General features: G+C 60.0%; 11 protein-coding genes. 2 read left to right on the top strand and 9 right to left on the bottom strand.

The genetic code is table 11. The annotated features are described in order from the left end of the window. Positions 1-248: 248 nt before the first annotated feature. Entirely contained in the window at positions 249-785 is a 537-nt protein-coding gene (locus tag WD429_RS01155; protein ID WP_368420336.1) for a PRC-barrel domain-containing protein, read from the top strand. Positions 786-900: 115 nt separating this feature from the next. Then, complete coding sequence (locus tag WD429_RS01150) at positions 901-3015, top strand: PQQ-dependent sugar dehydrogenase (RefSeq protein ID WP_368420335.1); 2115 nt, start codon at positions 901-903, stop codon at positions 3013-3015. Between the two features lie 6 nt (positions 3016-3021). Here WD429_RS01150 and WD429_RS01145 read toward each other — a convergent pair whose 3' ends face one another. The 9 genes from WD429_RS01145 to WD429_RS01105 all read right to left on the bottom strand — a co-directional run. Beyond that, positions 3022-4239: a BCCT family transporter gene (locus WD429_RS01145; protein WP_368420334.1), complete on the bottom strand. Its 1218-nt coding sequence runs from the start codon at positions 4237-4239 to the stop codon at positions 3022-3024. Further along, complete coding sequence (gene betA, locus WD429_RS01140) at positions 4236-5924, bottom strand: choline dehydrogenase (RefSeq protein WP_368420333.1); 1689 nt, start codon at positions 5922-5924, stop codon at positions 4236-4238. Before betA ends, WD429_RS01145 begins: the two co-directional genes overlap by 4 nt. Positions 5925-5950: 26 nt before the next feature. After that, entirely contained in the window at positions 5951-7426 is a 1476-nt protein-coding gene (gene betB / locus WD429_RS01135) for a betaine-aldehyde dehydrogenase (RefSeq protein ID WP_368420332.1), read from the bottom strand. A 62-nt stretch (positions 7427-7488) separates the two neighbouring features. Then, positions 7489-8082 (bottom strand): transcriptional regulator BetI, encoded by a 594-nt coding sequence (gene betI / locus WD429_RS01130; RefSeq protein ID WP_368420331.1) that lies wholly within the window; start codon positions 8080-8082, stop codon positions 7489-7491. Positions 8083-8233: 151 nt separating this feature from the next. Further along, positions 8234-8446 (bottom strand): acetyltransferase, encoded by a 213-nt coding sequence (locus WD429_RS01125; protein WP_368420330.1) that lies wholly within the window; start codon positions 8444-8446, stop codon positions 8234-8236. Positions 8447-8502: 56 nt separating this feature from the next. Next, positions 8503-9384 carry a DMT family transporter gene (locus tag WD429_RS01120; protein ID WP_368420329.1) on the bottom strand — a complete coding sequence of 294 codons (882 nt, stop codon included), beginning with the start codon at positions 9382-9384 and terminating at the stop codon, positions 8503-8505. A 53-nt stretch (positions 9385-9437) separates the two neighbouring features. After that, positions 9438-10445 carry an Ldh family oxidoreductase gene (locus tag WD429_RS01115; protein ID WP_368420328.1) on the bottom strand — a complete coding sequence of 336 codons (1008 nt, stop codon included), beginning with the start codon at positions 10443-10445 and terminating at the stop codon, positions 9438-9440. A 17-nt stretch (positions 10446-10462) separates the two neighbouring features. Beyond that, positions 10463-11566: a histone deacetylase gene (locus WD429_RS01110; RefSeq protein ID WP_368420327.1), complete on the bottom strand. Its 1104-nt coding sequence runs from the start codon at positions 11564-11566 to the stop codon at positions 10463-10465. 109 nt (positions 11567-11675) lie between these two features. Continuing rightward, positions 11676-12408, bottom strand: a 733-nt coding sequence (locus WD429_RS01105; protein WP_368420326.1) for a DUF2254 family protein, incomplete at its 5' end; no start/stop codon positions are given.

Raw genomic sequence — 12408 nt, 5'->3', positions numbered from 1 at the left:
TCAGAAAATTCAGCGCGACAGCCCTGAAACCGCCGCTTGCCTGTTTATATGGGGCCACCACGCCGGAATTCAACGGCTCCCACTGTATTGATGTACCCGATGATAGCGCCGGTTTATAACAGTGTGACAGCTGGATCATTGCCAGAACGTCACTAGGTGGTTGCCGGGGCATTTGCTAGGTTGATTATGGACGCCGGGCCTACCGTCACGGCGATCTCACAGGATCAAACCTTTACAGGAGTTCCATCATGCGAACACGATTGATTAAGGCAATGGGCATATCCATGCTTGCTGGCGGCCTGACACTTGGTACATACGCACAGGCTTCTGAAGGGCTGTATTCCACAGACGAGTTGCTGGATGCCGACGTATTCGACAGTGCCGGCGAAGAAATTGGCGAGGTCGAAGACGTTCTGCTTGGCGATGACATGTCAGTACATTCCCTGGTGATCAAAACCGGCGACGTATTGGGCTTGGGTGGCCGCGACGTAGTCGCCGAGCGCGGCAGTTTCACCCTGCAGCTGAAAGACAGTGATGATGCCATGGACCGCTTCGACGACCTGAACTATCAGGTACACCTGGAAGCAGACAGTGAGGCCGTCTCATCACTGCCCGAATACGATGAAAGCTGGTGGAACCAGACCCGCAACAGCCTGAGCCAGGCTTGGGAAAATACCAAAGAAACGAGCGAAAGCGCGTGGGAAAACACCAAAGAGGCCACTTCCTCCACCTGGCAAAATTTCAAGAAAGGCGTTAGCGACATGGAAGATCGGGCGACCGACTAAACCTGTAACCGCCCTATGAAATCCGGCCCGGGTCTTCCGGGCCGGATTTCCACTCAACACTTTTGAAATGCCAGGGATGGTCTATTATTAAAGCTCTGCAGGGAGGACAGGGCTCATGCAACGGGGTTTTCTGCTATTCATCTGTTTAACGCTTACCGCCTGCGGCGGGGGCTCTGGAAACGGCTCCGGCGAAACCCTCGGCCTTTCCGAACGCCCCGGCAATACGCAGTGCCTGGCTTTTGAGGGCTCGGGCGAGGTTCAGCTGGCCCAGATAGCGCCCTCCCTCAGCTTCAACCGGCCCCTGTTGATGTTACCGCACCCCGACCTGGCACAGGTGTTCTACGTCGTCGAGCAAGGCGGCGTCATCCATCGCCTTGACCTGAACACCGACAGCCGAACCCAATTGGCGGATCTGTCCCAGGCCTACTCACTCAGCACCTGCGAAGAATGTGGGTTGCTGGGTATGGCGTTTGATCCGGATTTTACCAGCAACGATTCGATCTACCTGTCGTTCACCGTCGGTGCCAGCCCTAACATGACCTCTTTCGTCGCCCGCTTTCAATCCGCCGACAATGGCCTGACTCTGAACACCAACGGCTCAGGGGCACTGGATCGCACCGATCTGCTAGAACAGCCCCAGCCATTTGCCAACCACAACGGCGGCCACATTGTGTTCGGCCCTGACGGCCTGCTGTATATCGGGCTCGGCGATGGCGGCAGCGCCAACGACCCCGACAACGAGGCCCAGGATCTGTCCACCCGGCTGGGCAAGATCCTGCGTATCAATGCCGATGGCACTCCCGCCAGCAATGGCATTTCCGGCGCACTGCCGGAGATCTACGCCTACGGTCTGCGCAACCCCTGGCGATTCAGTTTCGACAGCCAGACCGGCGACCTCTGGGCCGGCGATGTGGGTCAGAACCAGTTTGAAGAGATCGATCGGATTACCCGCGGGGGCAACTATGGCTGGCGTTGCTACGAAGGGTTTGAGCGCACCGACAATGACTGCGGCACGTCTCCCTCCGGCCCGTTTATCGACCCGGTCGCCGCTTACGACCGCTCCGAGGGGGTGTCCGTCACCGGCGGTTATGTCTACCGGGGCAACAACATTCCCGCGCTGCAGGGTTCGTACCTGTTCGCCGATTTCGGTTCGGGTACCCTGTGGGCATTAGACCCGTTGGCCGATGGCAGTTTCCAACGCCGCACTCTGCTGGAAACCGGCCGCAACGTGGCGTCCTTCGCCGAAGACCCTAACGGCGAACTCTATCTGGTGACCTTCTCCGGCCTGTTCCGGATTGATCCGGTCAATGTGGATATCGAACTGCCACAGCAGTTGTCAGACACCGGCTGCGTGCAGGCCAGTGCACCCTGGGAGCCCGCCGACGGGGTCATTCCCTACACCGTTATCGAGCCCTTCTGGTCCGACGGTGCCGATAAAACCCGCTACCTGGCGGTGCCAGACAACACCAGTATCAACCTCGATGACAGCGGGGATTTCGCACTGCCCAGAGGCTCCGTGCTGGTGAAAAACTTCTTGCTGGGCCAGAGCCTGATCGAAACCCGGCTGTTCCTGCACAACGCCGATGGCAGCTGGTCTGGCTACAGCTATCAGTGGGATGAAGCCGGCACCAACGCCGAACTGGTCGACGGCGCTCTGGATGCGGATGTGGGTGGCCAGGTCTGGCATTACCCCTCGGCTGGCGAGTGCAGCCTGTGCCACACCGAAGCTGCGGGTTTCAGTCTCGGCCTGGAAACCGCGCAACTGAACACCGACTTCACCTACCCCCAGACCGGCGTTACCGCCAACCAGTTGGCGACCCTGGCGGGTATTGGCGTACTGAGTGAGCCGGCGACATCCGCTCAGCGCAACCAGAGCCTGAGCCGCAGCACCGACGACAGTGCATCGACCACCAGCCGTGCACGCAGCTACCTGCACAGCAACTGCAGCCATTGCCACCGACCCGGCGGCACCACCCAAAGCGCCATGGACCTGAGGTTCACAACGCCTTTGGCTGAAACCGGAGCCTGCGGAACACCGCCCGACAATACCGACCTGGGAAGGCCTGACGCACAGTTGGTAACACCCGGAGACGCCGACAACTCACTGCTGTACCTGAGAATGGTCGCCGAGCGCGAGTTCCGCATGCCACCGATCAGCACCCTCCAGGCGGACACCCAGGGGGCCCAGCTGATCGCGGACTGGATCAATCAGTTGGGCGGCTGCAACTAACGCCGATTATGTGGCCAGTTCGATCTTACGGAAATCGAGCACGTTCTCTTCCGGAGAGGCCTTGATCGACGCCACCTCGGCCCGCTTCTTCGCCAGTATGTATACAAAACAGGCGAAATACAGACCAATGACCAGGGCACCGACCCACTGAATTCTCAGGAAATCCAGCTGGAACAACATGGTCAGCCCGATCATCGCCAGAAAATTGAACACCACGTAGTTTGCTCTTCCCAGGCGTTGCGCCGTCATGTTGAGATTATCGGTGTACAGCCGGATCAGCGAATCCAGCGAGTTCACCACCATCAGCACACCCACCGTGATCATCGCCAGATTGGTAAACGCCGCAATGTTCAGGCCCTGTTCGTGATAGTGGTAGAGTACCGAGAACCACACACCAATGGCGATGGACGGCACCACCAGCATGGCGATGAACAACTGCCAGGTGCGAATGCCACTGACAAACCGCGCGGTGAACTGGCCAATCATGATGCTCCAGGAGAACCACCAGAACAGGTAGAACTCATGGTAATCGTTGATGGGCAACACAAAGTGGTGAAGGTTGGTGAAATACTCACCGAGCAACCCGGCGGTGCCAAAGAAGTCTCCCGGCGAGCCCTGGCCCAGGGCAAACGCCCGCACCCACATACCGGCAATCAGCGTGATGAACAGCACACTGGAACCAATACTCAGAATACGCACGTACTTGATCCTGGAGCTGGAATACACCGCCAACCCAATCGCGGCAAAGACGATAAAGTAAAACGCCGGCACTACCGATTCGCCGTCCCCGAGCTGGGGCAGATACCAGGGCAGGTTCACCAGCAACAGGTAAGCGGTGAAGGCACAGGTGCCGATGATCACCACGTTGTTGATGACCTTCACCACGGGAATCTCGAAAAACTTCACCCGCGGCTCAATGATCGCGAAATAGAAACAGGTCAGGAAATAGAAGCCCCAGATCAGAAAAGCCCAGAAGCCAAACTCAATCGCCAGAGGATTGGCAAAGCCGTACTCGGGGCTTGCCGACAGATCGCCGTAACCGCCAAATTCGGTCAGCGGGAACATGATCAGCCCCACATCCAGCCCGGACGTGAACAGAATGGCAATAAAGGTGAAGGTACGCACCGGCGTTACGCCAATACACTGAATGTTCCACCATTTATACAGAATCAGGGCGATGGCCGCGAAGGTAAAAATCAGCCCTGTGGATAACCAGAGTGTCATGCGTTGTGTCTCCTTTTTGCTGTTCCCGGACGCTGACGTGCCTGCCATTGCTCATCCATAATCACCGGCACGTCAGAAGGTTGCAGGGGCTCTAGGCCCCGGATCAGATCGGCGGCCCGTTCGGCCACCATGATGGTCGGCGCGTTCAGGTTGCCGTTGGGAATGGTCGGGAAGATGGACGAATCCACCACCCGCAAATTCTCAATGCCGCGAACCCGGGTGTGGGGGTCCACCACCGCCAGCTCGTCGGTGCCCATCTTGCAGGTGCAGGAGGGGTGATAGGCGCTCTCTACGGCCTGGCGCACAAAGGCATCCATTTGCTCATCGGTCTGCACCTCGGCACCGGGCTGAATTTCAGCGCCGCGGTACTCGTCCATCGCTGGCTGGTCGATGATTTCACGGGTCAGGCGCACACAGTCCCGGAAGCCTTCCCGGTCAGCCTCATGCTGCAGATAGTTGAAGCGTATGGTCGGAGCCTGTTTCGGGTCCGCCGACTGCAGATGCACGAACCCACGGCTTTTCGGCTTGTTGTGGCCGATATGCAGCTGGAAGCCATCACCAGCAAACGCTTCCTTGCCGTCATAGCGCATGGCCGCTGGCAGAAAGTGATATTGCAGGTCCGGCCACTCAACACCGGCCCTGGAGCGGATAAAGCCGCAGGATTCAAAGTGGTTGGTGGCACCCAGGCCGTCCTTGCGCAGAATCCAGCGCACGCCGATTTTGAGCTTGTTCCACCAGTCCAGCTTGCCGTTCAGGGAGACCGGCTGCTTGCAGCGGTACTGGAAGTAAAATTCGAGATGATCCTGAAGGTTCTCACCCACGCCGGGCAGCTCGTGCTGCACGTCAATACCTGCCTTTTCCAGCACCTCACGTTGGCCGATGCCGGAGAGCTGTAACAGATGGGGCGAGCCGATGGAGCCTGCGGACAGGATCACTTCTTCAGCGGCCTTCGCCTCGTGAACCTTGCCGCCCTGCTCGTAGCGCACACCGGTGGCAGTTTTGCCGTCCAGCAATACTTTGTGCACCAGGGCGTGGGTGACCACCGTCAGGTTGTCCCGTTCCATGGCCGGGCGCAGGTAGGCGTTGGCGGTGGACCAGCGACGGCCGTTCTTGACCGTCATGTGCATGGCACCGAAGCCTTCCTGCTGGGCACCGTTGTAGTCGCCGGTTTCAAAATAGCCGGCGTCCGCCCCAGCCTTGATGAAGGCTTCGTAGAGCGGGTTCTGCATGTTGTTGCCGTTATTGACGCCAAGCGGCCCCGTATCGCCGCGGTAGTCATCACCGCCGAACACCCAGGTTTCCGCTTTCCTGAAATAGGGCAGCACGTTCTGATAATGCCAGCCGGTGGCCCCTTCGGCCTGCCACTCGTCAAAATCCCGGGCGTGGCCGCGAACATAAACCATGCCGTTGATGGACGACGAGCCGCCCAGCACCTTGCCGCGGGGGCAGTGCATGCGGCGGTTATCCAGGAACGGCTCCGGTTCGGTCTCGAACTGCCAGGCGTACTTTTTGGTATTCATGGGAATGGACAGGGCGGTGGGCATCTGGATAAAGAGGCTCTTGTCGCTGCCACCGGTTTCCAGCAGCAGCACCCTGTGGCGGGCGTCTTCCGTCAGGCGATTGGCCAGTACGCAACCGGCCGAACCCGCGCCCACAATGATGTAGTCGTATCGGTTTTCTGTCATACGCGTTCTCCTGTGTGGCCCGAGGTCTAGAACGGGGCGTCGAGATCTTCCATGCCCACATACACCGATTTGATCTGGGTGTAGTGCGCAATGGTCTCGCGCCCGTTTTCGCGGCCGATGCCGGAGAGTTTGTAGCCACCGACCGGCATTTCCGCCGGCGAGGCTCCGAAGCTGTTAATCCAGCAGATACCCGCCTGGATCTGGTGAATCACCCGGTGGGCGCGGCGGATATCGTTGGTGAACACGCCGGCGGCCAGGCCGGTATCGGTGCTGTTGGCCCGGGCAATGACCTCGTCTTCATCGGCGAAGGTCAACACCGACATCACCGGCCCGAAGATCTCTTCCTTGACGATGGTCATGTCATCCGTGCAGTCGGTGAAAATGGTCGGCTCCACAAAGTAACCGCCTTTGGCATCGTCCGGCTCGAAGGCCCGGCCGCCGTGGCTCAGAGTGGCACCCTCTGACAGTCCTTTGGCAATGTAACCCAGCACCAGATCCCGGTGTTTTTCCGAGATCAGCGCGCCATAGTTGGTGTTCGGGTTCATCGGATCGCCCGGCTTGATGTTATTGCGGGTGCGTTCCAGCAGGCGCTCCATAAAGCGCGGGTAAAGGTCTTCTTGAACAAACACCCGGGTACCATTGGTGCAGATCTCGCCCTGGGTGTAGAAGTTGCCCACCATGGCGGCGGAAATGGCGTTCTCCAGGTCGGCGTCGTCAAAGATGATCAGCGGGGACTTGCCGCCCAACTCCATGGTGACGTCCTTCAGGGAGCCCGCAGCTGCCGCCATCACCTTCTTGCCGGTAGCCACCTCGCCGGTGAACGACACCTTGGCAATCTCCGGGTGGTGAGTCAGCCACTGGCCGACGTCCGTCGCCCCCTGCACCACGTTGAACACGCCTGCGGGCACACCCGCCTCAATGAAGATTTCCGCCAGCTTGACCGCTCCCATCGGGGTTTCCTCGGAAGGCTTGAAGATCATCGCGTTGCCACAGGCCAGCGCCGGGGCCGACTTCCAGCAGGCAATCTGAATGGGGTAGTTCCACGCACCAATACCGGCGCAGATGCCCAGCGGCTCGCGGCGGGTGTAGTAGAAATCACCGCCCAGATCCTGTTGGGTACCTTCAATGGAAGGAGCCAAGCCAGCAAAGAATTCGAGGGTGTCAGCCCCGGTCACTACATCCACCGCTTCCGCTTCCTGCCAGGGCTTGCCGGTGTCCCGAACTTCCACTGCGGCCAGCTCATCATTGCGCTCACGCAGCAAAGCCACCGCTTTCAGCAGAATCCGGCTACGGTCGATGGCCGTCATGCCTGACCACTCAGCAAAACCGGCACGGGCACTTTCGGTGGCCGCCTGCTGAATGGACTCATCGGCTATTTCCACTTCGTAGATCACCTGGCCGCTGGCCGGGTTCACCACCGGGAAGGATTTGCCCGCGCTGTTGGCCAGGAAACGACCATGCACAAAGTTTTGAACAATCGGTAGAGATGCAGGTGCAGACATAATCAGTAATAACCTCGGTTCAGTCTCGTCAGGCCTTGTGGGCCCTTTGAATCGGTTAAAGCTCAGGCGTTGGCCCGGGCCAGTGTCTCGTGGACGAATTGCTTGCAGAGCCGCTCGCCGGCTTCAAAACTTTCGACCGGGTCAACGCTCAGGGCGCTGCGCAGCCAGAAGCCATCAATCAGCGCTGCCATTTGCCGCGCCGCCGCCGTCGCCGCCTGGGGTTCCAGTACCTGCGTAAAGGAATAGCGCAGGTTGCTGTACAGCCGCGCATTGTTGATCTGCTGCAAGCGTTGAAGGCCCGGCTCATGCATGGAGCGAGCCCAGAAGCTCAGCCAGGTTTTGGCCGCCAGCGCCGAACGTTGGAACTCGGAAAAATTGGATTCAATAATGCAACTCAGCCGCTGCTCCGGGGAGCCGTCGGTTCTCGCCATGCGCTCCCGCAACTCTTTGCCCAACTGATCCAGCAAGTACCGCAGTGCCGCTTCAATCAGCCCCTGCTTGCCCCCGAAATAGTGGCTGATAATGCCCGACGACATCCCCGCCCGTTTGCTGATGCTCATAATGGTGGTGTTCTGCATGCCCAGCTCGGCGATGGAGGCCATGGTGGCGTCGATCAGCTGCTGGCGGCGAGTGTCTTTCATTCCAACTTTTGGCATGGCAACCCTGCTGAATTCCGGCTCGGAATTTATTAATTGAACGTTCAATTAAAATAAAGGCTACAGAAAAGCGGGCGAGGCTACAACGTAATGGGAAAAATTGGTCGAGAGTGTTGTGGGGTTAGGCGAAGCCGTAATCCGACACACCCAGTCACTTTTTCAGGCGATAATTCGGATCGGTCCAGCATGCTGGCAAGGCTTCACCGGAAGGAAAACCCAGTGCCGCTTTGTCGTACAACTCCGGGTCCTGGGCTTCCTCACCGTAGTGCATACTGCCCTTGACCCGACTTTTGTGGGGATCAAACAGTGCCTGGGTATCCAGCACTTCGATCATGTGCCCGGTGGATCTTTCTGCCACAAACATAACGGCCTCCTTGGTCTCCCAAAAGCTTAGACCCATCTTCGCAAACAGGACAGTCGTTACGCCAGGCGCGCGCTTGCCCGCGGTTTGCGGAACAGCACGTAGTTACCCAGGATCGCCAGGCAGGCCCCGGCCAGCGCGGTACCGCTCCAGACAAACCCTTCCAGCCAGGTCGATACACTCAGCGCCACAATGGGAAACAGCACGGTGGCATAGCCTGCCTTGTCGGCCCCCAGTTCACGGATCACCGTGAGGTAGCTGAAAAACGCCACGATGGACCCGGGAATCGCCAGGAACAAAGTTGCACCCCAGAATGTTGCTCCCTGTGGCACCATCCATTCAACGCCGTTCACCAGGCACCAGACACCCAGCGCAACGGCCCCGTAGAACATCGCCCAGGCATTGCCCGCCAGCAAGGGGATGTTTTCCTCGCGCACCTTGAGGCTGAGCAGATTGCCCAGAGAAAACCAGAAGGTACCTGCCGCCGCAAACATCAGGGATGGCAGCGTGGCGTTGCCGATCTGCAGGTCGTGCCAGAACAACAGGGCAACGCCGGAAATGCCCAGTGCCACCGCCGGATAGAGACGGGGGTTGGGGCGAATACCCATAAACAGCCGGCCGTTGAGAGCATTGAACAGGGCCGCCAGCGAGAACACCACCGCCAGCAGGCCGCTGGTCATGTTTTCCGCCGCGCGGTAGATCAGCAGAAAGTTGATGCTGTAGAGCGTTAACCCCTGCAACACCAGCCACCCATGCTGCCTCAACGTAAACCGTGGCAGCCGCCGCAACAACGCCAGGCCACCCAGGGCCACAACAGCCGCGAGCACGAAACGGTAGAATACTGAAATATCCACCGCCGCGGATTCCACCTGCAACCGAATCGCGGTCCAGGTCAGCCCCCAAATCAGGACGGTTAAGGCATAGTGGGCACTGATAGGCATGGCGGAGTTCTCCTTCTTCGCTCAGGAACTCCGAAGACTAGCACACCTTTCAGTCACCGCTCCCTGGCCAACTCACGCAGGTGAGCCAGTTCATCTTCCCCGATGGCCACTCCCAGCTCCATCGCCTCCGCCCGTTGCTGGTAACGTCGATCTCCCGGCTGACGGGTCTGCCCGACCCACTCCATTTCCTGCACCAGGGTTTCCGCGCGCTTGGCAAAGTTGCTGCCCGCGCCTTTGGAAGGATCAATCACGATCACCAGCTCGCCAGTCCAGGGTGTTTTCGCCCCCGGGTAGGCTGCCCAGTCAAACTCGAAAGAAAAGTTTCCCCCGGTCAGCGCCGCTGCCAGCAATTCCACCATCATCGACAGCGCCGACCCTTTGTGGCCGCCAAACGGCAGTAGCGCTCCACCATTGAGAATCTCCGCCGGATCGCATGTGGGGTTGCCTTCTGCATCGACGCCGCAGCCTTCGGGCAGGGTTTCCCCCTGCCGAGCGGCAATCTGCACATCTCCGTGCGCCATGGCACTGGTGGCCAGATCAAACACCAGGGGGTCCGGCCCGGTCCGCGGCGCGGCAAAGCTGATGGGGTTGGTGCCGAACAGAGGCTTATTACCGCCGAACGGCACCACGCAGGCCATGCTGTTAACGAACGCCAGCGCAACCAGACCCTCACGGGCGAAGGGTTCCACATCCGGCCACAACGCCGCGAAGTGGTGAGAGTTACGAATCGCGAGCATGGCGATGCCATTGTTCCTGGCTTTATCGACCAGCAGCTCGTGGGCCGCTGCAAGTGCTGGCTGGGCAAAGCCGTTGCCCGCGTCGGCGGACACAAACCCGGGGGCCACGTCCTCCACCACCGGCACGGCCTGGCCGTTCACCCAACCGCTTTTCAGCGTAGACAGATAACCCGGCACTCGAAACACACCATGGCTGAGCGCGCCATCTCGCTGGGCCGTGGCGCAGTTAAGGGCCAAGGTGCGGGCCACCGCCAAGGACGTGCCGTGGCGTTCGAACACCGTAGCCAGCAATGCCTGCAGTTCTGAAAAAGGAATCCGGGTCATTTGCGGTGAACCTCCCGTCATGAGGTATCGTCTTTAAAGGCACCCCGGTGGAACTCAATGGCCTGCTCAACTTCTTCCATGCCACACACCCTCGGTTCGGGTATTGGTCCGCCGGCCAAAACGCCCAGTACGGAGTGCACGCCCCGGGCCAGAGAGTCGGTGTTGTAACCACCTTCCAGCACAAACACCAGCCGGCCGCTGCAGTGCTTCCGCGCCAGGGCCTGTAATATTCCGGTCATCGCGGCGAAACCTTCGTAAGTGACGTTCATCGCCAGATCAAACCAGTGCGCGTCGAAGCCGGCCGACACCAGAATGATGTCCGGTTTGAAGTAGTCCGCCGCAGGCGCCACGATGTCGTTCAGGGCGCGCAGGTAGGCTGTATCACCCGCCCCACCGGGCAGGGGGATATTGACAGTGGTGCCATCTCCCAGGCCGGCACCAACATCCTGGAGCCCGCCGCTACCTGGGTAGAACGGCGCAGATCGGTGCAGATCAATGAACATGACGTCCGGATCGGCCCAGAATATGTCCTGGGTACCGTTACCATGGTGAGCATCCCAATCAACGATCATTACCCGCTCGCACCCCAGTTCGGCCTGAGCGTGGGCGGCGGCCACGGCGATGTTGTTGAACAGGCAGAACCCCCGCGCGCGAACCGGTTCCGCATGGTGGCCCGGCGGCCTGACAACGGCGAAAGCGCTGTCCGTGCGACCACTGACCACCGCCTCCACCGCAGCAATGGCGGTTCCCGCCGCCACCTCCGCGGCTTCAACGCTGCCAGGGGACACCGCCGTGGTATCCACATCCAGCCAGGCGGTCTGATTGCGCAGGGAGAAAATATCGTCCAGAAAGGACATGGTGTGCACCCGGGCCAATTGCTCCCGCGTGGCGGGCCGGCCGTCGGCAAACGCCACGCCCGTAACCGGCTCCCGCCGCAGTAAATCCATGATGGCATTGATGCGGCCAGGGTGTTCAGGGTACTTCCACTGCACATTCAGGCCAGACAGTATGTGGCGAATGCGTTTGTCCAGGCGGCCAGGAAGGAACGCCGCGTTGACGTCCGGGGAGTGGTTCAAAACCCGTTCGTCGTAAAACACGGTGACATGGTTGCGCTCTGACACAGTGCCCTCCGCGCTCTCAGTGAATGGCTGCCACCCCGGTGGTCCGGGCAGAGGCCCTAGTGCAAAGCATAGTTCCAAATCCGGAAAACACACACCAGGGCGAACGCGTTCAATGCTGGCGATTGGCCGCCTGACGCACGGCCGTCAAATCATCCGGCAAGGTCAGTGCCCGCTCCGACCGCGACAGCGCCATACGGGCGTGGTGATCCGCCGCTTCGGCAATGTCCCGAGCGCCCATTCTGCCCAGGCTGAACAGCCCCTGCTGCAGCATCACCGCAACCTCCACCATGCCAGCGCCATCCCGCCCAATACTGGTGAAGGCGTCATCAAACAGGCCCTGAATTGACAGTTCGGGCACTTCGATCCGGTCACACTCAATGGTGGCAGGGCTGGCGGGCGGCGTTCGGTGCCACAGGTCCAGCAGCCGGATCATGGTCTGGATGACCTTGTTTGCGGTACCCGGATCGTTGACCGCCGGCGACAGCGCGCGCACGGCGATTTCAGAGAGCACCACAAAGCCGAACCGGGGGTCCTGGTCAAACACCCGGTCGGGACCAATCGCAAAGCAGCTGGCAACCGACGCGCGCCAATCTTCTGTGTTCGGCGGATTGTCGAAGCGAACCCACGCCAGCGGATCACCGGGGGCCAGGAAGGTACCTGGCAACGCGGCCACCCTGACCCGCGCGCCAGCCTCTTCCGCCCATACCTGCAGATTCTGAACATGAATTTCCTGCACGTATCCCGGTGTGTCCACCGGCAAGGCTTGCCCCTCAAAGGCGGAGGCAGTCACCGGCGCTGCCAGCAACGTGGGAGCCTCACGTCTGGCTTTCAAAGCCACGGCC

Source organism: Marinobacter sp., from assembly GCF_040904845.1.
Taxonomy (GTDB): domain Bacteria; phylum Pseudomonadota; class Gammaproteobacteria; order Pseudomonadales; family Oleiphilaceae; genus Marinobacter.
Note: the sequence above shows the minus strand (reverse complement) of the source record. Positions and strands in the feature narration are given on the sequence as shown.